The organism is Njordella calcicola (assembly GCF_056494125.1).
Genome location: NZ_CM151396.1, coordinates 6,585,896 through 6,609,543, shown reverse-complemented (window position 1 = coordinate 6,609,543; position 23,648 = coordinate 6,585,896). Strand labels below are relative to the sequence as shown.

18 protein-coding genes are annotated in these 23,648 nt (G+C 52.3%); 11 read left to right on the top strand and 7 right to left on the bottom strand.

Features of this window, described 5'->3' with window-relative positions:
* Positions 1–126: 126 nt before the first annotated feature.
* Both SH302x_RS25480 and SH302x_RS25475 read right to left on the bottom strand, forming a co-directional pair.
* Entirely contained in the window at positions 127–666 is a 540-nt protein-coding gene (locus tag SH302x_RS25480; protein WP_479365809.1) for a DUF2062 domain-containing protein, read from the bottom strand.
* A 23-nt stretch (positions 667–689) separates the two neighbouring features.
* A complete protein-coding gene (locus SH302x_RS25475; protein WP_479365808.1) occupies positions 690–2,042 on the bottom strand; it encodes a PQQ-binding-like beta-propeller repeat protein in 1,353 nt (450 codons plus the stop codon).
* A gap of 386 nt (positions 2,043–2,428) precedes the next feature.
* Between SH302x_RS25475 and SH302x_RS25470 the strand changes: the two genes are divergently transcribed.
* The 3 genes from SH302x_RS25470 to SH302x_RS25460 are packed head-to-tail and all read left to right on the top strand — an operon-like array spanning position 2,429 to position 5,481.
* The gene (locus tag SH302x_RS25470) at positions 2,429–3,421 is read left to right on the top strand and encodes a site-2 protease family protein (RefSeq protein WP_479365807.1); all 993 of its coding nucleotides are present in this window, start codon (positions 2,429–2,431) and stop codon (positions 3,419–3,421) included.
* Positions 3,422–3,451: 30 nt separating this feature from the next.
* Positions 3,452–4,309, top strand: coding sequence for a fumarylacetoacetate hydrolase family protein (locus SH302x_RS25465; protein WP_479365806.1), 858 nt, complete (start codon positions 3,452–3,454; stop codon positions 4,307–4,309).
* 5 nt (positions 4,310–4,314) lie between these two features.
* Positions 4,315–5,481 carry an AAA family ATPase gene (locus tag SH302x_RS25460; RefSeq protein WP_479365804.1) on the top strand — a complete coding sequence of 389 codons (1,167 nt, stop codon included), beginning with the start codon at positions 4,315–4,317 and terminating at the stop codon, positions 5,479–5,481.
* A 542-nt stretch (positions 5,482–6,023) separates the two neighbouring features.
* Here the strand turns inward: SH302x_RS25460 and SH302x_RS25455 are convergent.
* Both SH302x_RS25455 and SH302x_RS25450 read right to left on the bottom strand, forming a co-directional pair.
* Positions 6,024–6,560 (bottom strand): NUDIX domain-containing protein, encoded by a 537-nt coding sequence (locus SH302x_RS25455; protein ID WP_479365802.1) that lies wholly within the window; start codon positions 6,558–6,560, stop codon positions 6,024–6,026.
* Positions 6,561–6,579: 19 nt separating this feature from the next.
* Entirely contained in the window at positions 6,580–7,458 is an 879-nt protein-coding gene (locus tag SH302x_RS25450; RefSeq protein WP_479365800.1) for an MqnA/MqnD/SBP family protein, read from the bottom strand.
* A gap of 421 nt (positions 7,459–7,879) precedes the next feature.
* On the opposite strand from SH302x_RS25450, the gene SH302x_RS25445 reads away from it, so the two are divergent.
* Positions 7,880–8,380 (top strand): CAP domain-containing protein, encoded by a 501-nt coding sequence (locus SH302x_RS25445; RefSeq protein ID WP_479365799.1) that lies wholly within the window; start codon positions 7,880–7,882, stop codon positions 8,378–8,380.
* An 8-nt stretch (positions 8,381–8,388) separates the two neighbouring features.
* On the opposite strand, the gene serB is transcribed toward SH302x_RS25445, so the two are convergent.
* Positions 8,389–9,624, bottom strand: coding sequence for a phosphoserine phosphatase SerB (gene serB / locus SH302x_RS25440; protein WP_479365798.1), 1,236 nt, complete (start codon positions 9,622–9,624; stop codon positions 8,389–8,391).
* Between the two features lie 216 nt (positions 9,625–9,840).
* Here serB and SH302x_RS25435 point away from each other — a divergent pair, with 216 nt between their 5' ends.
* The 7 genes from SH302x_RS25435 (at position 9,841) to SH302x_RS25405 (ending at position 20,459) form a co-directional block, all read left to right on the top strand.
* The gene (locus SH302x_RS25435) at positions 9,841–11,454 is read left to right on the top strand and encodes a hypothetical protein (RefSeq protein WP_479365796.1); all 1,614 of its coding nucleotides are present in this window, start codon (positions 9,841–9,843) and stop codon (positions 11,452–11,454) included.
* A 17-nt stretch (positions 11,455–11,471) separates the two neighbouring features.
* On the top strand, positions 11,472–12,641 hold the full coding sequence (locus tag SH302x_RS25430; RefSeq protein ID WP_479365794.1) for a hypothetical protein: 1,170 nt from the start codon (positions 11,472–11,474) through the stop codon (positions 12,639–12,641).
* Between the two features lie 89 nt (positions 12,642–12,730).
* On the top strand, positions 12,731–14,422 hold the full coding sequence (locus SH302x_RS25425; protein ID WP_479365793.1) for a caspase family protein: 1,692 nt from the start codon (positions 12,731–12,733) through the stop codon (positions 14,420–14,422).
* Positions 14,423–14,488: 66 nt separating this feature from the next.
* Complete coding sequence (locus tag SH302x_RS25420) at positions 14,489–15,805, top strand: tetratricopeptide repeat protein (RefSeq protein WP_479365791.1); 1,317 nt, start codon at positions 14,489–14,491, stop codon at positions 15,803–15,805.
* Positions 15,806–15,984: 179 nt separating this feature from the next.
* A complete protein-coding gene (locus SH302x_RS25415) occupies positions 15,985–16,887 on the top strand; it encodes a diguanylate cyclase (protein ID WP_479365789.1) in 903 nt (300 codons plus the stop codon).
* Positions 16,847–19,915 (top strand): protein kinase domain-containing protein, encoded by a 3,069-nt coding sequence (locus tag SH302x_RS25410; RefSeq protein ID WP_479365787.1) that lies wholly within the window; start codon positions 16,847–16,849, stop codon positions 19,913–19,915. Before SH302x_RS25415 ends, SH302x_RS25410 begins: the two co-directional genes overlap by 41 nt.
* A 37-nt stretch (positions 19,916–19,952) precedes the next feature.
* On the top strand, positions 19,953–20,459 hold the full coding sequence (locus SH302x_RS25405) for a hypothetical protein (RefSeq protein ID WP_479365786.1): 507 nt from the start codon (positions 19,953–19,955) through the stop codon (positions 20,457–20,459).
* Between the two features lie 130 nt (positions 20,460–20,589).
* On the opposite strand, the gene katG is transcribed toward SH302x_RS25405, so the two are convergent.
* Together katG and SH302x_RS25395 are read right to left on the bottom strand one after the other, a co-directional pair.
* The gene (gene katG, locus SH302x_RS25400; protein ID WP_479365784.1) at positions 20,590–22,971 is read right to left on the bottom strand and encodes a catalase/peroxidase HPI; all 2,382 of its coding nucleotides are present in this window, start codon (positions 22,969–22,971) and stop codon (positions 20,590–20,592) included.
* 239 nt (positions 22,972–23,210) lie between these two features.
* Positions 23,211–23,582, bottom strand: coding sequence for a helix-turn-helix domain-containing protein (locus tag SH302x_RS25395; RefSeq protein WP_479365783.1), 372 nt, complete (start codon positions 23,580–23,582; stop codon positions 23,211–23,213).
* Positions 23,583–23,648 lie beyond the last annotated feature (66 nt).

Genomic DNA, 23,648 nt, shown 5'->3' with positions numbered 1-23,648 from the left:
TCATCAACTATAGCTTACCAGCCATCATGAACTGACAAACGAAGTGTTAAGATTGCAACTAGATTTCTTAACACAGGCGGCTCTTTAGAACCATTCCCAAAACCCTCAACGGGCTGGCAGCCCACTCTACTTATCGGGGGGTGGAGCAGGCTCTTTGTCGTTCGAGTTCAACTCGGCTAACTTCTCTGCCGCCGCGGCATCGCGCAGGCGTCTGGCTCGCGAACGAAGCACCAGCCAGTGCGTCGCGAAATAGCTTGGGACGACACAGACCGCGCCGATGATGATTCCGCCAATCCACATGGCCAACCATAACCGCCAGCCCACTCCGCTGGCCTGCAGTGCAGCATTCGTCGTTTCCTGAGCGCTCCACGCGTTCTTGAAATCTTCGATCGTGGGGGGATTGGGCATGAACATCGCCCCCACCCGATACTCTACCCAATACATGGGTAGCAATGTGATGGGGTTAGACAAGTAGATGCCGATAATTGCGGATACCACGTTGGCTCGTATTAACCATGCGAGCGGCAGGATGAATAACGTTTGAGCTCCGACTGTAGGTGTCCAGGACACAAAAATGCCCAACGCCATGCCTAAAGCGATCCGATGAGGCGTATCATCAATGACTCGCAGTGTGGTCGCAAGCGACTTAAGGCGTTCTCGCATCATTTCAATTTGGCCGCTTGCTAACTTCAGGGTTGGACTTGAAAGCAAGCAACTTCTTTGTCGTTGCGAACATAGATACACCCATTGGCGAACGCTGGATAAGCCCACAGGACCTTGCGCCCTTGCCACGAGTTGGTTGGCTCCAAGAGATTCTGCCGCGAGATTTCTTCATAACCTGCCGGTGATAGTTTGGCGATCAAAAAGTCGCCTGTTTCGCTCAATAAATAGTACAACCCATTGCTGGCCGGAAACACAAAGGCGGTTCCATGGCTGGCTCGTCGATCGGTGTTGGCCGTCGGCTTCATACTTTCCCAATACCTTGTCCCGTCCTTAGGATTGATCGCAATAAAGTTACCGCTGCCGCAATCGCTGCCCGCGATCATGTCGTCGACGAAGACTCCGGAAGCATTCGAAAGGTAGACGGCTGCTTTTGGATTGTTTTCGCTCCAAAGTTTTTCAAGTCCAGCGCGATTCGCTTTGACTTGATACATCGCTGCGACCTCGCCGATGCCGCTGACATACAGTTTTCCGTCGTGCAACAGTGGCGGAGCGATCGACATTTCGTACTGTGGCTTCAAAGGTTCTGTCCAAAGAACTTCTCCCGTCATGGGATCGATACCGTTCAGCTTTTCGGGATCCCAAATCAGCAACTGCTGCTCGTCGCCTTGGCCTAGCATCATAGGCGGGCAGTACCCGGTAGCGGCCGAACTGCCTGCTCGCCAAACTTCGTTGCCGGTCATTTTGTCCACAGCGACGACCGTGCTGCCAACTCCACCAGCCAACGTGTACAGCAATTTGCCGGCCACCAAAGGGGACGCAGAATATCCCCACAATGGACTTTCGGTGTTGTAGCGTTCTTTAAGTGCAATTTGCCATAGAACCTCGCCCGAGCGGATGTTTTGAGCGATCAAATGGCCTTCGCTGCCAAGCGTGTAGACAACATCGCCATCAATGGTAGGAGTCGCCCGCGGTCCAACTGCAAACGAGACCGCGATTTGACGATTCTCGGCGTGTCGCCACAGCAAATCGCCGGTCGTCGCATCAAAGCACAGCACGCGTTCCTGGCCAACAACTTCGTCACGCGAACCTGGATTGTTGGTCACCGAGCCAGATTCAAGTACAAAATCGGTCACAACCAAACGATTTTGATCGACCGCAATCCCAGAATAGCCACCGGAAATCTCCGCTGACCAGCGTTTGGTTAACCCACCCGGCGGCAATTCAGTTAGTTGGTAGTTATCGGGCAGTTTACCGTCGCGATGTACGCCGTTGAACTGAGGCCAGTCCTGAGAAATAGCCGGTTGAGCGAAGCTGGTTAGGCCTATTGCTGTCAAGCATAAAGTGCCTAAACGCGTTGCGGCAAAGATGCGAGTGATCATGACAGTAGGTTGGGGTTCGTAGAAAAATTCGGGCTTGGCTGAAGCGTTTGGTGAAATCGGAACTTGTATTGATCGCGATTGTACCAGTAGCTGATTAGTTCGCCATGGTAGCAGATGTGCGCTGCAGTTGCCTTGGCCGACCACCTTTCGATCTAGATCTTTTCGCGTCGCTCATAGCGAGTATCTGCGGATTGGGCTTTGATGAGGATTGGGATTAACCGCGAATTGCTTCGCTTCCGCTAGTTAGCGCACGGGGAAGAATCGCTTAGAATAAGCCGACGGTGTTCACTGCTATTGATTGCACGCTATTGCGTTTACCCGTTAGCGGCAGATGGTTAAACAAGATGTGTCCGTGAACGGTTACGAAATTTGAAAGGCTGAAAGTTTTGTCCAATAGCTCGGAAACGGCGACTCAGGATCACCCGCGACTCGATTCCGATTATGGATCGCGTTTCGACACGCAGTACGAGGTCTTTGAGCCTCCGCAGCAGCGACGCAGATGGCTTTTCCCGCTAGTGATGTTCTTGCTGACGATCGTCTCGACATTCTGGGCGGGAGTTACTGCCTGGTCGCCGGAGAACATTTTGTCGGAAACGATCAGCGAATCGTCGGCTTTGCTGATTCGGCAATGCTTGATTGCCAATTGGGGAACAGGGTTGATCTTTTCTGCGGCGGTTATCGGCATTTTGCTTGCTCATGAAATGGGACACTATGTGATGACCCGCATCTACCGCGTCATGTCGTCCTATCCAATCTTCATTCCATTTCCATTTAACGCGTTTGGAACATGCGGGGCGGTCATCATGATGGACGGCCGCAGCGCGAACCGCAAAGAGATTTTTGATATCGGTATTGCGGGGCCACTGGCCGGTTTAGTGGTCGCCATTCCGGTGGCAGTCCTTGGTTTGCTCAGCGATAATCCGCCTGAGTACACGACGGTCGGCAATTTTCGCCTGGGAGTCCCCTTGATCTTCCAAATGCTCGATACGTGGATGAAAACGGATATGTTTAGCGTCGCAGATGGCTTTTCGCCGGCGGCTGTTTCGCCATTGCTGATGGCTGCCTGGATTGGTTTGTTTGTAACTGGCCTGAACATGTTGCCGATGAGCCAACTGGATGGTGGGCACGTGACGTTTGGATTGCTTGGGCCACTGTCGGTGTACGTAGCATATACGGCCTATGCCTTGTGCGTGGTGTACATCTTCGCGACGGGGCAGTATCCCTTTATGCTGATGTTGGTTTTGATTTTACTGTTGAAGCTGCGGCATCCCCCCAGCCGAAATGATGCGGTGCAGATTGGTTGGGCAAGATCGATCTTGGCGATTGCGTCGCTGTCTTTACCGTTGCTGTGTATTCCAGCACGTCCACTTTTGTATTAATGTTTTGAGAAACTGTATCGAAGGGCATCCATGAAGATTTGTCGATTTCGCAGAAATGATCGTTCACTGGGGTGGGGGTTCTTGACCACTTCCGGGATTCAAGACATCACCGGTTCCGACACTACGCTGCCTACCGATACCATCGAAGTGATTGCCAAGTGGGATGATTTTGCTTCGCGGATCGACTATTTATCCAAACGCTTGGGTGTCTCCGAAGAGCCGCTTCGAATATTGGCTCCGCTATCCCGCCCCGGCAAGATCTTGTGCATCGGGCTTAACTATCGCGATCATGCAGCCGAAACAGGAGCGACGATTCCTGACGAGCCAATTGTGTTTTGCAAAATGCCGACAGCAATGATTGGCGATGGCGACGATATTATTTTGCCCCGCGTCAGCGATAAAGTGGACTACGAAGCCGAGCTTGTCGTGGTGATTGGCAAAACAATTAAGGACGCTGACGAGGCGACTGCAAAGTCCGCAATTTTTGGTTACAGCGTCGGCCATGACGTCTCTGCTCGCGATTGGCAAACGGGCAAACCCGGCAAGCAATGGTTCCTAGGCAAATCGTTCGATACGTTCGCTCCGATGGGACCGGCGATCGTCACAGCCGATTCAATCTCGGACCCAACCGACCTGCGGATTGCCTGTCGCATCAATGGTGAAACGATGCAGGATGGTACAACTCGCGAGATGATCTTCAATCCCGTCCATCTGGTCATGTATATCTCGCAAGTCATGACGCTCAGTCCCGGCGATGTGATCTATACGGGCACTCCACCCGGCGTGGGAATGGCGCGGCAACCGCAACGCTTCCTGAGACCAGGTGATCAAGTGGAAATAGAAATTGAACAGATTGGCGTACTGACCAATCGTTGCATTCAAGGCTAGCCTGGATGCTAAACACCATCGCTATCGCGGGCTATCGATCGGTCAAGCAGATTGCGTTGCGGTTGCGGCAATTGAATCTGATCACTGGGCCCAATGGCAGCGGGAAATCAAACATCTATCGTGCGCTTCGGTTGATGGCCGATATCAGCCACGGCCAATTGATCAGTTCGCTGGCGAAGGAAGGCGGGCTGCCTTCGGCACTATGGGCTGGCCCAGAACGCGTATCCGCTCAGACGCTCTCAGGCGACAATCCCATCCAAGGCAGTTATAAGCGTTCAAAACCGATTGCCTTGCAACTCGGTTTCAGCACCGACGAACTGACTTATACGATCGATTTAGGGTTGCCCGTGCCATCGCAGTCGGTCTTTATGTTAGACCCTGAGATTAAGCGTGAGTCGGTTTGGCGAGGCTCGCAGATAACAAGCGGCAATCTATTGGCCGACCGTCGGCGAGGAAAGGTCAGTTGCCGCGATATCGATGGCAAGTGGCAAACGATCGACGAAAACATGCCAGAGCACTTGAGTATCGTTACGGAGTTTGCGGAACCAAGGCTTGCACCGGAGTTGTTTTCCATTCGCCACCAACTGGCCGCTTGGCGATTCTACGATCATCTGCGGTCCGATCGCGATGCACCAGCGCGGCGTGTGGAGATTGGAACGCGAACCGAAGTACTTGCCAACGACGGTTCGAATCTAGCGGCGGCTTTAATGACGATCATCGAAGGCGGCGGGCAGCGGGACTTGGAGCAAAGTATCGCAGACGCGTTTCCCGAATCGCGTCTGCTGGTCCGATGCGAGCGTGCAAGAATGGAAGTTCACCTGGAACAGTCCGGCATGATGCGCTTGCTCAGTTCGGCCGAACTATCGGACGGAACCTTGCGATATCTTCTGCTGTGCGCGGCGCTGCTCAGCCCGCGGCCGCCCAGGCTGTTTGTGCTCAACGAACCTGAGACCAGTTTGCATCCGGATGTGTTGCCCGCCCTGGCCAATCTCATTGTCCGCTGCAGTGCCAGTACGCAGATGATCGTGGTTACGCACTCGGAAGCATTGATTGAGTTGTTGAGCGACAGTCCCGACTGTGAACAGTTTCGTTTGGAGAAAAACAACGGCGCGACGGGCTTGTTTGGCGGCAATATTCTAGACATGCCATGCTGGAAATGGCCTGCCCGATAGATCGTAGTTGGACATTCTTAACTCGCAGCTTGGTACACATCAAACGTTTTGGATTGAGCCAAATCGATGGGCCTTCGCGATCCTTCGGAGAACTGCAGATGGAAATGTACTTGATGTAATGAAATTCGCTAGACTTCCCTAAGTAGAAATAGAATTTTGGCGGATTCTACTACGATAAAATTATTGCTTCCATTCGCCTTAAATTAGTCGGTCGTTGATCCTCTCGCGTTTCTCTTATCTCTCGCGGTGTGAATATCTTAATGAGTTTTATGGCGAGGTGCTCAGGGGCAGCTTGTGAGGACTGGCGGGAAGTCTCAATGTACCAACATCCATCGTGGACGACTTTCGGTTGCAGTAACGAGGCATTGGGTCACGACGAGGCAGCGGAATCTCGACTGCTTCAACAGCGATAGCTTTGCCTAAGTCAGGTTTGTCTTCCGCAGATGAAAACGTACCGATGCAGTGCGACTCGCCAAAATTCCCGAATTACAAATGGAATTCTGGCGAGTCCCACTACGGTAGAAAAACTGCTGCCGCTCGCGTTATAATAGAATGAGTTTGTCTTTTACGATTAGGATCGCTTGCCGATTGGATTCAAAGCAAACTTGCGATAGTGTTTCCTCCGTGATTGGCAGCCTTACGACTTCGCTGACTTCATCAGCGGCTAAGTGCATGCGTCCCGGGTCGTCCATGCGAGCGCTGAAGAAGATGTCGAGAACCGGGACGACCACGTTTTGATAAAGATATTGGTTTGGAAATGTAGCGACGAAGTCTAAAGCGGTCACAGAGATGCCGATCTCTTCAAAGACTTCTCGCGTGGCCGCCACTTCAGCGGTCTCGCCGATATCTACAAATCCACCTGGCAATCCAAGTTTGCCTTTTCCGGGCTCGCGATTACGGCGGATCAACAAGACTTCGCCGAACTGGTCGTAAATGATCACGCCGACAGCGGTTATTGGATTGAAGTGCTGCGTGTAATTGCAGTGCTTGCAGGCAACGGAATGGGAACCATCTGTGGTTGCGACCTCATGGCCACAGCGGAGACAGTGCTTGTATGCGGAACTAATGCTGAGCGGCAACGAGGAAACTCCGAAGCGTTTAATTGAACTTTGGCGGCGGTACGAATTCAGGAATGACTAAGCGGTCAATTGCTCCGCATTCGTACCCGCGTTTCAGCAATAACGCAACGGCCTGCCGACCGCGATCACCGAAATCCAAAGTCCAGTCGTTGACATACATGCCTACAAACTCATCCGCTTTGTCGCGTTCTAAGCCCCGGCCCCAGCTCAATGCGTAATCCAAGGCGTGCTTTCGATTGTCTAAACCGTGTTTGATGCTCATGTACAAATACTTGTTGATCAATTCGATCTTCTCAGGCCCCAGATCCTTGCGAACCGCATTAGCACCTAGCGGCAACGGCAGTCCCGTCTCGCGCATCCACCACTTTCCGAGGTCCTCGACCAAATGCATCGCTTCGTTTTGGTAAGTGAGTTGGCCTTCGTGAATGATCAAGCCAGCGTCGATTGTTTGACCTTGATAGACACCTGCTTTGACGGCTTCCATGATCTCATCGAAAGGGACCACTACATGCTGGAAGTCATCTAAGTACATCTTCAGCGATAGAAACGCCGTCGTGAGCAAGCCCGGTACGGCAATGGTTTTGCCTCGCAACTGGTCCTTGCTCATCGGCGTTTTGGCGATCACCATTGGACCGTAGTTGTCGCCCATGCTGGCACCGCACGAGCAGATCAGGTACTTATCTTGCAGATAGGCATACGCGTGCAAACTGACCGCGGTAAGTTCCAATTCGCCGTGAAAAGCTCGCTGGTTAAGCGTCTCGATATCAACCAGTTCATGCACAAATTCGAAAGGAGTCGTATCAAACTGTTCCTTGGCCAGTGCATAAAACATAAACGCATCGTCGGCATCGGGCGAATGGCCTACGCGAATGGTTTGTCGAGTTTGCACGGCGCTCACGGTGATGGACTCCCAGGAAATCAGTTGGAAAAGGTTGGAATTCAATGTTGGTTGCTATAGATCTATGATCATCGTACCGCAGATCCAGAGGCTGGTTAACCCCGGATTATTCTGGCGCTTTGGCGACGCAAGGCGTATTTGGATTTCGAATTTATTCAAAAATTAGATAAAAAACGCGTCGCGCTAGCAAAATCTAACTTCAGAAATAGCCAAAAGTTACCTTCCGGTTAGTCGTCCTGGCCTACCGCACCGCGGACAATTAAGGCTTGCAGGGCTGGGCATTCTGCGGCACGATGGTCCGCTTGTTTATTCCAGTATCATTTGATGCTCGTTGGCGGGCGGATCAACTTAAAGCGATCGCAATGCGATTGAGCGTGATCCATACGGCGGCATCAATGGCTTGCATACCAAAAGGATTGTAATGCGTACTCTTTCTCTCTTTGCCATCGCGGCGTTGGTTCTTCACACTCCTGTCCAAGCTGGACCCTTTCGAAGTTATCGCACAACTTCCAACGTAACTAGTTACCCTTCCGCGGCGGTTCAAACGTCGCAAAGTCTGCCATCGGCGGCAGCTCAACCGGTACCATCCTCTGGCAATATGGCCATGGTGGCCGATGCACTTTCCGAGGTGAATGCTGCGCGAGCTCAACGCGGCTTGAAACCTTTTTTGCCTGATCCACAACTGAATCAAGCCGCTCTGGCTTGTGCGCAGGTTCGCGCTTCCAAACGTATCGAAGGCCACTTGCCGAACGACTTCGCGTACTTGCCAGCCGGCGCGACAGCCAAGTCGGCTGGTTGCGGCGCTATGGCCCCCTCCTGGGGTTGGGGCACTTGCTGCACTTACGAGAATTACACTTATGCTGGTGCTGCTTGGGTAATGGGCTCTGATGGCCAACGCTATATGCACTTGTTTGTGAGATAGAGCGCCACCTACACTTGAATGAGATCGCGGTCACGGACGCCCAGCAAATAAAGCACGGCGTCCAGACCCATAGTGGATACTCGATGTTCGGCGGATTGACGCACAAGTGGTTTGGCATGGAACGCGATTCCCAAACCAGCTCGTGAAAGCATCGGAAGGTCATTAGCTCCGTCGCCAATAGCGATCAGTTGCTTACGATCCACACCTTCATCAGCAGCCAATTGCTCAAGCAACGCTGCTTTACGTTGAGCGTTCACAATTGGCCCCAGCACGCGTCCTGTCAACTTGCCATCAATAATCTCAAGCTCATTGGCGTAGACATGATCGATGGCCAGTTTCTGTTGCAAGTAATTTCCAAAATAGGTAAAGCCGCCAGATATGATCGCGGTGCGATAGCCAAACCTGCGCAAGGTTGTCAGCAACAACTCTGCTCCTTCAGTCAATTCGAGTCGAGCCGCAATTTTCGGTAGCACAGCTTCCGACAATCCAGTCAGCAACTTGACTCGCCGTTGCAACGATTCATCAAAATCTAGTTCCCCCCGCATCGCAGCTTCGGTGATCGCGATGACCTCGTCGCCTACGCCAGCTTCCTTAGCCAGTTCATCAATGACTTCGGCTTGGAGCAAGGTCGAGTCCATGTCCAGCGCGACCACGCGTCGGATGCGACGATACGCATCGTCTCTTTGCCAAGCTAAGTCGAGGTTCAGGCGGCTGGAAAGTTCTAACAGACTGGCCTTCAGTTGGTTGGTGTCTCGCGGTTCCCCCCGCAACGAGAACTCCACACATGCTCGTGTCAGTTTGCTGGAACCCTCGCGGGGAGGACGCCCAGACAATCGGGTGATCACGTCTATATTTAATCCTTGCGAGGCCAACATCTGACTCACCGCATGGAACTGTTGGGCCGTGATCGCGCGGGCTAACATCGTGAGAATGAAACGCGATTTGCCTTGGCGGCCTACCCAGTCATCGTAATCTTGATCGGATACGAACTTATGTTTGCACTTCAGCCCTAGCTCGCCGCCACGCTGCTGCGTCTGGGCGATAACCTGATCAGGATCCAACCCTTCTGGGATGCGTATCAACAATCCCAATAGCAACGATTGGTGGATGACCGCTTGGTTGACATCGATGATCAAACAGCCGAAAGTTGCCAGCAATTCCGACAGAGAAGCGGTAATGCCGGGACGATCGTCGCCAGTAAAATGTAGCAAAACAAGGGTCGCAGTTGCAGTCGCAGTTTTCATGGCGAGTATGGTAACGAACCTAAGGAAACTTTCGAGTCCAATGTACAGATTCAAAACGGAGGCGAATTCTTTTCGCCTCCGGTTCGGTTGTACCAATTGTGCCAGTCAAGCAGCCTTAATGGTCGCATTTTCTTGCGGCAAACCTATATTTTCTCAATGCATGGTTTAGTTCGGTCCTACCGTTTTTTGGTTTCAGCCAATCGAACTTGCGATGCTATGACGACGAAAATCCTGCTCAACACGAAACTCATTCATCTGAACTTAATGTTATGGATGTTCGTTTTTGCGCCGGAACAATCTTACGGTCAAGCGTGGACCGACGCTCCTTTGCCTAGTGCTAGCTCCAAACTGATCAAGCTTTCAGATTCGTCCAGCAACGCAGTTTCAAGTTCCGAGTCGGTCCGGCGTTTTCGCCGCCCCATCGAGGACTTACAAGCGATACGCGACTACCTTTTGGCCGCAGATCCGGAATCGCGTGGAAGCTTGCGATTCATTTCGCTGGCCAATTGGCATAACAACGACCGATTCACCGCATACGATCTCAGTACTATCCGTAGGGCGACTACGAAACTGATTAATAGCCTGTCGTGGCAACCGACCATCATCACTCCTGATATCGTCCCAGATTCCGATGGAACGATTCTGGCGATTGACTTGCGTCTGCTGCAATGGTCCTCCGCTCGCCAGTGGTTGTCGATCCTACGTCAGTATCCCTATGGTCTGAAGTATGACTATGTTCGCGATGAACAACTTAAGCAAGTGTCGTTGGATGTCCAGCAATTGGCCAACACGGAACTGCCGATGGTTCGGGCGGATTGGTTTGCCTTCAACGCCTCGCGACCGCCGCTCTATCATGACTTGCTAGACTTGCCCGCAACCGTTGATGAACTGGAACTACGCTTAGGGGTTGACCGTCTATCGGATATCGAATCGGGAAATTCCGTTCGCGCGGGTTTTGGTAGCAGCAACGTTTCGCAGCAGAATCGTTTGGTGGAACGGCATGAATCAAAGTTTGGCGCGTATTGGATCACTTATGATTTTGCGCCGCGCCGTGGGCGAGGTGATTTGATCCGATTTCCTTTAGGTCCAAAGTTCGAAGGCAATCGCTTCAACCGAAATGCCTTCGAACATGATGGTAGCCAAGTGATCTTTAGTTTGCCCAATGGGCTGCAAGGGTTTCTTCTGCTGGACGAAAGTGGCCAAAGGATCGACGGCGCAGCCCGTGCAGATATTGTTTACGATCCCACCGCAATCGCGGGCACGCCAGCGATGACCAACGGATTGTCTTGTATGCATTGTCATTATGCGGGTGTTACATCAAGCGTGCGTGACGAGATTCGAGATATAGGTTCGTTCGCCGGTGATGCCCTAGAGCAAATCCAAAAACTTTATGTAACTCGCGATCAATTCCAGCGACTGGTGGAGCAAGATCGCCAGCAGTACGCCACTGCCATGCGAGCCGTGGTTGCTGCGGAAAGTCCCCCATTCCTCGATGCTCCGTCGGATTTTAAAGGAGTCACTGAACCGATCTCATATGTGGCCGAAAGGTATCTTGCCAATCTTACCGCTCGCGAGGTAGCAATCGAGTTAGGTCTTGAATCGATTGATATGATCGCTTCCCAAATTGAACATGACCGCGAATTGAAAAGATTGGGGCTGGGCATACTGTTTCAATCTGTCCCAGGCAGCATCCAACGCACTCGCTGGGAGGCCATTGACGGAACCTCTTTGTTTCAAGATGTCGCGGTAGAACTCAAGCTTGGCACGCCTTATCTTCCAGGCACAACCAGCCACATCAAAGCACGCAATTCATCCGCTTCTCAACCTTAGCGCATTTTCACAGCAGCATGATCTCGCGAACTACATTTTCATCGCTCCGTTACCTAAGCATCTTTGTTGCTGGCTGGGTGTTGGCAATCCATTCACCAAAATTACATGGCGACGGCGCGCTGGATAAAGAGTTGCACGCGATGGTGACGGAGCATGTATTGCCATTAGTCGATAAACGCGGTGGCGGAGCAATAGCTGTCGGCGGTTTTACCGCAGCAACCAGCGTCAAAGGTAGCGCGGGCCCTGAGATCCAACTGAAACTGTCTGCAATTCTGCAGCAGCAAGACATTCAAGTCGATGCCAACAACTATCGCTTCGAACTCGCCGGAAACTATCTGCCTTACAACGACCCTGAGTCAGGGTTGTACGGAGTCAAGCTTGTCTCGCGATTGATCGACGCTCAGGACGGAACCACCTTGGGAGAGTTTCCAAGGTTCGTTTTCGGTGCGGAGACCGTCCCACGCTTGTTAGGCTTGAATGTGATGACTCAAGGCAGCAATGAACCAGCCATTCAATCCGTGGCATTTCAGCGTGCCATCCAAAACCCCGAGACTTATATCCAAGGGTCTGAGATTTCCGCGTCTCCCGCATCATCGTACGGTTTAGAGATTCTGATTCTTCAACAAGGCAAGTATCAGCCACGTTCCTTCGTTCCCAATACGAATACCCGGCCATTTGTGCAGATCACCAAAAATGAAATCTATGCAATTCGCTTGATCAACCATTCAGAGCATGACGCGGCTGTGCGTTTGACCATTGATGGTGTCAATGTTTTCGAATTCAGTCAACAGTCGCCTCGCCCGAACCACTGGATTGTTCCTGCCGCGAAAGACAACCAGCCTGGATCGACGATTGTCTATGGCTGGGACAATAATCATGACACCACTCTGCAATTCAAGGTGGTTGATTTTCCCGAGAGCGCGGCGGCTCGAATAAAACTGCATCCGTCTCCCGACACGGGGCTGATTAGCGCTTCGTTTGCCGCCTGTTGGGAACATGAACGTCAGCGACCTCGTCGCGAAGGTCGCTCTCGAGCGACGGGCTTCGGGGAACAAATTGTCGATACGAAATCTCGATCGCAACGCAATGTTGGCGCCGTGCGAGAAGTCATCACCGTGCGCTATGAACGCCCCACGCTGGACGCAGAATCACTCGATCAAACAACCGTGACTGTACAACACCGCTAGTCAATAAATACGGGTCTTCCATGTTTCAGTCGATACTACTCAGATGCAAAAGAATTTCAGTTGCCTTGTTAAGTGCGGGGTGCTTGGTATTGCTCTCTTTGGCAGCGGCCGCAGAAAAGCCATCCGATGCTCTGCGGCATGCATTGCTGATTGGTGTCGGAGTTTATGAAGGCAACATTCTAAGCGAACTGCCAGGTGCTGAACCGGACGTGATGGAGTTGAATCGTGTGTTGCAAGAAGGTGGCTTTCATAAAGATCAAATTTCACTGATGACCCATCGGACGGGGACGCGCGATCCGCGTTTGTTGCCGACAGCAGAAAACATCCGCAAGCAATTGGAGTTGCTTAGCCATGTCAAGAATCCGCAAGATACTGTCGTGATCGCGCTGGCCGGCCATGGTCTACAAACAATTGATGGCCAGTACTACTTTTGTCCCGCAGATGCTCAGTTAAGCGATGCATCCAGTCTGATTGCGCTGCAAGAAATCTATGCTTCGATGAAGGCATGTGAAGCCGAATTCAAACTCGTGCTGATTGATGCCTGCCGCGATCAAGTGCCAGCGAAATTTGCTGCGGTCGACGATCCATCATCCAGTTCTGCGACGCTCAGCGAGCTTCCCAAGAATCCGACAAGCGTCCCGGAACCGCCGGCTGGAACTGCCGTATTCTTCAGTTGTTCACCGGGCCAATTGGCTTACGAACGCCACCAAAACGATGTCGTTCATGGCGTGTTCTTCCACGCCGTCGCTCGGGGATTGAGCGGTGCCGCAGCGGGAGCCGACGGCCAAGTTACGTTGCTGGACTTAGAACGCTTCGTCAAAAAGGATGTCGAAACTTTCGTTATGAAGACGTACGCCGCAACACAGCAACCGGTCCTGCGCAATCGAGCGCAAGGGCTGGGAAGGTTGTTGTCTCAATCCAAGGCCGATCGCATGGTGAAGCGGGCTGGCGAACTTTGGATCCGCAGCGATAAAACGCAGGCGAACAAGATCATTGATAATGTCTTGGCAGAAAACCCGAACCATGCATTAGCGTTGGCCGAGCGATCGCGTTGCATGAGCGAGCAAGCCGAATCGAAAGAAGACTCCGCGCTGCTCGCAGATGCTCTTCAGCTTGCGGATAAAGCCGTGAAACTAGCTCCGCATGAATCGCGAGCCTATCTCGCGCGATGTAATGCTCATCGTGTCGGCGGAAATTATCCAAGTGCATTGGCCGACTGCAACCGAGCGATTGAGTTGCATGACGACGATGCGGTCGCTTATGTCTATCGAGCGGTAATCTACAAGTCAATCGAGGATGAAGAGCTGATGCACCGCGATTTGAACATCATCTTAGAACTCGACGACAACCATCCGCTGGTACTTTCGATTACAGCAGGTTTGCTATTCTCAACCAATGATATGGACAAGGGATTTGCAATGCTTGAACGCGGAATCGCTTTATACCCTGACATTCCGATGCTGCACTTTGTAAAGGCTTACGGTCTGGACCAGATTGGCCAATACGACAAGGCGATTCTCGCATACACCGCTGCCATACGTTTGGATGATCAAGATGACGAGATCCTGTTGCGTAGAGCAGTCAGTCTCGCTCGCGTGGGAGACATTCCAGCGGCTAGAGAAGACGTCGCTCGTGCAGAGAAGATCAACCCTAGTCGAACGGATTTGGCTGAAATACGCAGCTTTGTTTCACAGCGAAGGTCGCCAACGTCGCCACGACCAGAGAGCCGTTCAAGTCCTAAGCCAGTTGCAAAGCCAACACAACAACGACTTGCTCAGTAATCCAAGAACTTACCTAACCTGAATCCTAATCCACATCGCACTACTTATTCGTTGAACCATTTCATCATGTCCTTGTTACCAACTGCAATGATTCGTTTCTGGTGTGTTCTGTCCGTTGCATTTTTGCTTCAGACAACCGCAATTGACTCACATGCCGACGAAAGTTCTACCGCTTCGAAGCAGTCGTTAGATGCAGCCGATATGGACCGTATTCAAGAGTTGATCCGCGAAGATCGCTACGACCAAGCGGAACAGATTGTGGATCAGATTCTCGAAAGCCATCCAAACGATGGATTAGCACTAGCTCAGAAGTCGCGATTGATCACTTACCGCGCAGAGCAGTTTCGCGATCTTTCGCGAGTCCCTGAAGCATTGACGATTGCCGAAGCGGCCGTTGCAGCCGCTCCCAACGATCCTTTGCCGTACATTGCTCGCGCAAACGCTCATCGCATAGGGCAAAAGTATGAAAAGGCATTCGCCGACGCGACGATGGCTGTGCAATGCGATCCCAACTTTATCATGGCGCACGTCATTCGTGGATTTGCCTGCCATCATCTCCATGATTTGGAGGGCATGGGACGCGAAGCCAAGATTGGGATTGAGATCGATCCTGCTCATCCCGAGGCTCGTGCCATGCTCGCCGCCTATTGCTTCGCGAAAGGTTTGCTGGACGAAGGAATCTCGCATCTCGACCGCGCGCTGGCCGTGACCAAGAATATGCCAGCCTTGTACTTCCTAAAGGGATACGCTTTAGAGAAAAAATCCTTGCACCACGAAGCTGTGGCTCAATACACATTAGCAATTGAATGCAACGATCAGATTCCCGGCTATTTCTGTCGTCGAGCGCTCAGCCATGCGGGCGCTGGTAACTATCAAGCGGCTCTAGCGGATATCGCCGCGGCGGAAAAAATCATGCCGACCTACTTTGATATTGCCTCCGCACGCGCGATGGTTATTCAAAAACAAAAAGGGTACGGACACTCAGGCCACGCCATCGTTGAAGGCTTGAAGGCAAACCCCAAATCTGCTGATTTGTGGCAAGGACGCGGCTTTGATCTGTACAACAATCGCCAATACACGCAAGCGATCGAAGCCTTCAATAAAGCCCTTGAGATTAATCCAGGATACGGTGAAGCTCACATGGGAATCGGCATGACTTACTTGCAGCTAAAGAAGTACGACGATGCTCTAGTACACCTGAACCGAGCGACTCGCCACAAAGAACACCTTGCCCGCGCCTACTTTGAAAAATCCCAAGCCTACATCGCTCAAGGGGACTACCAGTCCGCCGTCGCAGAACTGCAATTGGCGATCAAATATGAACCGGCCGATGCAACGTACCAGCAGCAACTACGTCTGGTGCAAGCTCGTATTGGAAAGTAAACAGTGTCGCTTGCCTCGCTATAACCCTCGCGATCAGCAGATCGAGACCGCTGGCCTATTGGCAGTAAACGATGTTTAGGCTCTAGCACAAGCCATTCTTCTGCCTGACCTAGATTAGAAAGAAAGTTAACTTATTCCTCACTGGACCATCGCCACTTCAACGGCACCAAAAAGTCATTATGAGTACGACTGAAATTCCATCCGCTTGGGAAGCCACTGTTCCGCAAGCAACCAAATCTGCTCCAACAGCCGAATTGCAGACTGGACTTTTGCTGCAGATCCATCCATTAGATTTGAACCATCAGTTGATTGAACTCACCGAGTCGTCGGTGGTGGTTGGACGCGAGTCGAATGCGGGAATGTGCATTCCAGATAGCTCTGTCTCCCGCCGACATGCCATTATTGAGCAAACATCTAACGGTTATCAAGTGACCGATTTGGGCAGCACCAACGGCACCTGCGTCAACGAGTCCAGGGTGATAAGTTCGCGATTGCAACCGGGCGATCGCGTGCAGTTCGGCAGCTATATTTACAAATTCTTGTCGAGCAATCACATCGAGCTTCATTATCATGAGGCGGTCTATTCGATGATGACTCGAGATGGCCTAACGGGAACATTGAACAAACGATACTTTCTGGACATCATCGGTCGCGAGTTTCAGAAGTCTTGCCATCGCGGCAGTCCTCTCGCATTGATTCTGTTTGACATCGATCACTTCAAGTCGGTCAATGATACGCATGGCCATTTGGCCGGTGACGAAGTCCTGAAAGAAATGGGACGTCGCATTAGCGGTGTAGTCGCTGACCATGATGTCTTCGCTCGCTATGGTGGCGAAGAGTTTGCAGTGTTGTTAACCGGCGTTAGCTTGGCAGAAACGGTCGAAGTTGCAGAACGTTGCCGAAAGGCAGTCGAGTCTGAAGTGTTCCCAACCTCGGTAGGCCCGTTACCGATCACCATCAGCGTTGGTGTTTCCGACTTCGCCTCTCTCAAGTTCCCCGAGAAGGCCGATGAACTGGTAAAGGCGGCCGACGAGAAACTCTATGCTGCCAAACGCGGTGGACGTAATCGTGTCTGCAGCTAATATCGATTCGACTAGCATCGGCTTTGTGCATCCGGTCGTTGTGCTGCCAGTACCCAATAGTACCGAATTGCCCGCTGGCACGGAGGCAAACGACAACACCGATACCATTCGATTTGGCTCGCGAAATGAGGCCCAATCTATCGCTGAGTTGTCCTTGCCCGATCAACCATTTGCCGCAGTGCCGTCTGCCGCCGCTGATGACAAACTGATCGGCACAGTGATTGGGCACTTCTTGATCGAAAGTACCATTGCCAGCGGCGGCATGGGTACGGTCTACAAAGCTACTCAGCAGCATCCCGTGACTAGGCCTGTCGCGTTAAAGATGATTAAGCGAGGGCTCGCTGACGAAGCAACATTAGCTCGATTTCATGCCGAACGCCAAGCGATCGCTTTAATGGATCATCCCGATATCGCTAGAGTTTACGAAGCGAGTTCGACTGCAGATGGAAATCCTTACTTCGCGATGGAGTATTGCAAAGGCCTGCCCATTGATCGCTATTGCGAGGTCAACAAGCTGGATTTGAAAGCTCGCATCGAACTGGTAACTCGCATCGCTCGCGCGGTCAGCAGAGCTCATAGCGCGGGTGTCATCCATCGCGATTTAAAGCCAGGGAATGTTCTGGTTGCAAAACTTGAAGACCATCGCGATAGCCGTCTGATTGTCAAGGTAATCGACTTTGGCATCGCGAAATTCATGGACGAAAAGTATCAAGATGACAGCAGCCATGCCACACGAGTCGGTGAAATGATAGGCACTCCCGCCTACATGAGTCCTGAGCAAGCTAGTGGTCTTGGAGTCGACGGTCGGACGGATGTGTTTGCCATGGGAGCAATCTTGTTTAAGCTGCTCACGGGCTCCACTCCTTTGACAACGCCCGCAACCGCTAGTCCAAGCTTAGCACAAGTGATCGCGCACATACAGAATTTCCAGCCCGTCACGCCTTCGGTTCGCTTCAACCGATTGGACAGTGAAGCTCGCAGTGCGGTCGTTGCTCAAATGGGTTTTGGCAAAGCAACCCAGTGGTTAAGCTCCATTCAAGGCGATCTCGATTGGATCACCTTGCGAGCAATCGAATCCGACAAGACCCGACGCTATGCAACTCCGGATGACTTCGCAGACGATCTGCAGCGGTATCTGCGTAGCGAACCTGTTTCGGCGGCAGCACCTAGCGTAAGTTATCGACTCAAGAAACTGTATCGACGCCGTCGCACGGTTGTGCTGGCCATGGCTGCCGTTTCGCTAACGTTGATATTTAGCGGAGCATACTCTGCGCTCAACTGGTGGCGTTATGAAAATGAAAAACGAATGGAGCTGGCTCGTGTCTCCTCGGAAGCGCGCTATTTGATCCAGGAAGCAGACGCTGCTCGACTGCGCGCTAGCCAAGGCGGGCCAACGTCAACCGACGAATTCGTCGCTGCTCAAACTGCTTTGGCAAAGGCTGAATCGCTGCTAATCAATCGTTCACAATTGCCAGGACTTCAAACTCAATTCCAACAACTGCAACTGGCGATTCAGGTCGATCAGAGAGCGATCGAGCTTGCCAAGCAATTGGAGGAAGCACGTCAACGAGTTCGGACTAACGCGGCGTTGCCCAAGGAAGCGAAAGCAGATCGTAATGACGCTTTTGGTCGACAGGCGGGCGTCGAACGCGTCTTGCAAGCGTTTCGTGATTTCGGCATACAGCCCTTCGAAATGCCAACGGCAATAGCCGCCGATCGACTTGCAAAATGTCCGAAGTCCATTCATCGCTCCTTGATCGACTCGCTAGATTTTCTGATCAATGAGATCCCTATTGGTGCCGGACTTTACTTGCATCATCAAGGCGGCAGAGTCACCATCGCAGAAGTTGTAGCGGAAGGACCGGCGTCCCGAACGGGCGCATTCCAGATTGGCGACCGCTTGCTCAAAATTGACGATATCAGTCTGCTGGAGTCATTTACGGCCGACCAAATGTTGTCACAAACATATCGCTTGTTGACAAGACAGCCGGGCCAAGCGTTCAAGGTCACTTATGTTCGCGGTGCTGGCCAGCCAATGGAATGCGAACTTGTATGCGAAGGAGCTCAAGCAATCTGGGCGTATGAGGTGCTTTCAAAACTCGATTCGGATTCCTGGCGCATGGCCTTGCGTCAAGCGGTCCTTCAATCCGACGTCGTGGCCTTGCGACAACTTGCTGCGTCAGCAGAACTCTATGGACAACCACCCTACAGCATCATTCAGCTAGCCGGATCGTTATTTCTGCTGGAACGAACCAACGATGCCATCAATTACCTGCGAATCGCTCAACAACGCCATCCAGCCGACTACTGGGTCAACCACTATTTAGGAACCGCCCTGGCCGTTGCTCACGATCCACCCTGCCCCGATGAAGGCTTACGGTATCTGACGGCAGCCGTGGCATTGAGACCTGATAGCGTGGGGGCTCGCCTGAATCTTGCCGAGGCACTTGTGCGCGTCGGAAATTCAGATCAAGCATTGGTACACACGCAGATTGCTGCGGAACTTTCCCCAAGTGATCTTCAACTCCAGAAGCAAGTTGGTTCGCTAACAGCCAAGCAATCCGCCGAACAAGGAAACGCCCCAACATTGCGGCGACCAACGTACTCTACGGCGATAGCTAACGACGCCGCAGTTGGAGAGCTTTCGGCGGCGGAGATCAGTCAAATGAGCGTCGACGAAGTTGAACAAGTTGCTCGGAATTTGGCTCGCAGTGGTCAGCGGCAGCCCGCGTTGCAACTCGTCAAACAAGCGGAAAAACTTTTCCCCAATGAAAGTTTGCTGAAAAGAACCAAAGGCATTGTGTTGATAGAATTGCAAGACTACGTTGCGGCAAAAGTCATCTTGTCAGATGCTGCACGAACAATGCCCCATGATGCCGCGACGCGATTCTACTATGGTATTGCCTTGCAGTACGCCGGTGACAGTTTCAGTGCCCAGCACGAGTACGCTGCCGCATTGAAGATCAGGCCAGATTACGAATCCGCTCGCACATACTTGATCGAGCTGCAAGCCACCGAAGGGCTTTGAAAATAGCCCTCAGTTCAGTCCCGCGATTTAATGAATAATGCGATTCAAGATTTTGATACTGCTGCTGGTTGATTTTGTCGTCATGATGTTGATCTTGGCAGGTTGGCTTTGGTGGCGTGGCCAAACACCTCCAACCTTGACTGCCGAGAATCTCCGCTTCCCCTGTCTGCGAATCATGGACGGCAGTTTGTGGGATCGCATCAGTGCTCCCCAAGATCTACATCAAATGCCGAGCAATCGATTCATGAACAGAAAGAATGATCCAATCGTGATTGACTCCGATTATCGCATCATCCAGCAAACAAACCTCACGATGACAGAAGGGACGCTTAGCCTTCTGGTCACGGGACCTCGTCCAGTTAATTTGGAGTCTACTTTGGTGCAAGTGGAACAACAATCGCTCAGCGGCGTCAAAGAAATGGTGGCAGACTTGCTTCGCCAAATGGGCACATCCACTTACGATGATCATCAAGATGCGATCGCGCAGGCCGCGTCGCTGGACGAATTGATCGAAGTGGTAAAGGACGCTCACTACAGCCGGTAGCAGCGTTTTTCGGCCGATTCGAACGCTACTGAATCGAACGACAGAAATGAATTCCACTACATCCTTTACGTTTGCAACTGCCGCTGGCCGACCTCGGCTCAGCGGCTTTTGAAACATCGCTTCGAATCGCTTATCGCTGATTTGCGGCAACTGATTTGCTGCCGTTTTGAGTCGCTTTGTCTAAGTCAAAGCGATCCAGGTTCATCACTTTGGTCCAAGCGGCCACAAAGTCTTGCACAAACTTCTGTTGTGCATCTCCGGCAGCGTACACCTCCGCAATTGCTCGCAGTTGCGAATTCGATCCAAAGACAAGGTCAACTCGACTGCCAGTCCACTTCACTTGGCCAGTCGCCAAGTCTTTGCCTTCGTAGAAGTGATCGCAAACCGTGGACTTCTGCCACTGGGTGCCGAGATCTAGCAGGTTAACGAAGTAATCGTTAGTCAATGCGCCAGGCTGTTTGGTGAATACGCCCATGGTTGGGAAGTTGACGTTCGTATCCAGCACTCGCAGGCCGCCGATCAACACAGTCATTTCCGGAGCGGTGAGCGTCAGTCGATGAGCGCGATCAACCAACAGTTCTTCGGCAGGTCGGTCATGCTCATGGCCAAGGTAGTTGCGGAACCCATCGGTCGTTGGCTCGAGAACTGCAAAAGATTCAACATCCGTTTGTTCCTGCGAAGCGTCGGAACGACCCGGTGTGAAGGGCACTTGTACGTCGTGACCAGCCTTCTTGGCTGCGGCTTCGACCGCTGCACAGCCGCCTAAGACGATCAGGTCAGCCAACGAGACTTTTTTGCCACCGGTCTGCGACTTATTGAAATCGTTTTGAACCTTTTCCAACGTTTGCAAGACCTTGGCCAGTTCCGCCGGCTTGTTTACTTCCCAATCCTTTTGCGGAGCGAGTCGAATGCGAGCACCGTTCGCTCCACCACGCTTGTCAGTACCTCGGAAGGTAGACGCCGAAGCCCAAGCTGTAGCGACCAACTGCGATTGGCTTAAGCCCGAGCTGAGCAGCTTGTCTTTCAAGGCCGCAATGTCTTTATCATTGATCAGTTCATGATCCACGGCAGGTACTGGATCTTGCCACACTTGCGGTTCGGGCACTTCGGGGCCCAGCAGGCGGGCATGTGGTCCCATATCGCGATGCGTCAGCTTATACCAAGCCTTTGCAAAAGCATCTGCGAACTCTTGTGGATTCTCATGGAAACGTTTTGAGATTGGGCCATAGATGGGGTCCATTCGCAGCGCCATGTCGGTCGTGAACATCATTGGCGCATGTGTCTTGGCAGGATCGTGTGCATCGGGCACAGTGCCCTTGGCTGCCGCGTCTTTGGGAGTCCACTGCCACGCCCCCCCTTGGCCTTTGACTAGCTCCCAATCAAAGCCGAACAAGTTATCAAAGTAACCGTTGGACCATGCTGTGGGGGTCGATGTCCAAGCGCCTTCTAAACCGCTGGTGATCGTATCGCCAGCGTTGCCTTTGCCGTACGAGTTCTTCCAGCCCAAGCCCTGCTCTTCCAAACTTGCGCCTTCGGGTTCAGCGCCCACAAACTTGCTCGCATCGGCCGCTCCGTGGGCCTTACCAAACGTGTGGCCGCCAGCGATCAACGCGACAGTTTCTTCATCATTCATCGCCATCCGAGCGAACGTTTCGCGGATGTCTTTGGCGGAGGCTAATGGATCTGGTTTGCCGTTGGGGCCTTCTGGATTGACATAAATCAATCCCATTTGCACCGCAGCTAGCGGGTTCTCTAGATTACGATCATCGGTGTAACGATTGTCGCCCAGCCATTCGCTTTCAGGTCCCCAGTAGATATCTTCTTGTGGTTCCCAAACATCGGCACGGCCGCCAGCAAACCCAAACGTCTCAAAGCCCATAGACTCAAGCGCAACGTTGCCGGTCAGAACCATCAAGTCGGCCCATGAGAGGCTGCGTCCGTACTTTTGTTTGATAGGCCAAAGCAAACGACGCGCTTTGTCCAAGTTCGCATTGTCAGGCCAACTGTTCAAGGGCGCAAATCGCTGTGTCCCATAACTCGCTCCTCCACGGCCATCGGAGACGCGATACGTTCCCGCACTGTGCCAAGCCATGCGGATGAACAGCGGACCATAGTGACCATAGTCAGCAGGCCACCAAGGTTGCGAGGTCGTCATCAAGTCGGCTATGTCTTTCTTCACCGCAGCCAAATCCAGTTTGCTGAACTCAGTGGCGTAATCAAAGTCCTCGCCCATTGGATTCCCCTTGGGGGAGTTCTGATGGAGGATCTGCAGATTCAATTGGTTGGGCCACCAATCTCGAGTGTTCATCGCACCAGCAGCAGTGTGCCGTTGCGAAGCTGGCCGCTGTGTGCCACCAATCACAGGACACTCAGCAACGATGGTGGGCGATAAGCCTTGCAAAGCTTCGGCGCTCTGCTTTGACACCGAGGGGGTTTGGCCAAACGCGGATGTGGCAAAGCACATTGCCGCCAAGCTCGTAGTTGCCCGAGCGAATTTCTTCTTAGAGGACATGACTTCTCCTTCATGAGGATGGGGAAAATTCGGCAGTTACACCTGACGGGATAACCGAACCTGCGTAACTGTAGGCCATTACCCGTCATTCTTCCAATGCATTCTAGTAATGCTTGGTATGCCTATTGTGCATAGTGTAACGCTAAGGGAATCGTCTACGCCGATCGCTGGGCAGCCTAGCGACTGCCACAGAGGGCCCCCATCCGAAGTTTCGCTCTAGAAAATCAACTGCGTCCTGCTCAGGAACTGGCATGGGCCGCTTCAGGTGCATTGTTTATGCAGGCTGAGACCTGCGAACAATCAGAGCTGCAGGCCTCTTCCGCTCCCGACGGCAACGTCGCTGCCATAAAAATTAAATCGTTCACCGAAATACGTGCACTGGGCGTCGAGAGCGCGTCGGCTAAATTCTGGAAAGTCTCCAATTTGATGACTCCACCCGCTTCGGCTTTCCGGATCAATCGCTCCGAATAGCCAGATCGCCGACCAAGTTCGACTTGAGTCAAATTCAGATTTTCGCGAAGCTCTCGGATTCGACGGCCATTGGCGGGACGAGATGCCTTTTTCATGCCAACCGGAAGCGGCTGTTGGTTTGCAGGATAGATCGAATTCATAATTTCTCAGGGCGCGTGGACTGGATTTAGAAAAGTGCCTTACCCCTAAAGGCGTACCCAGGATGC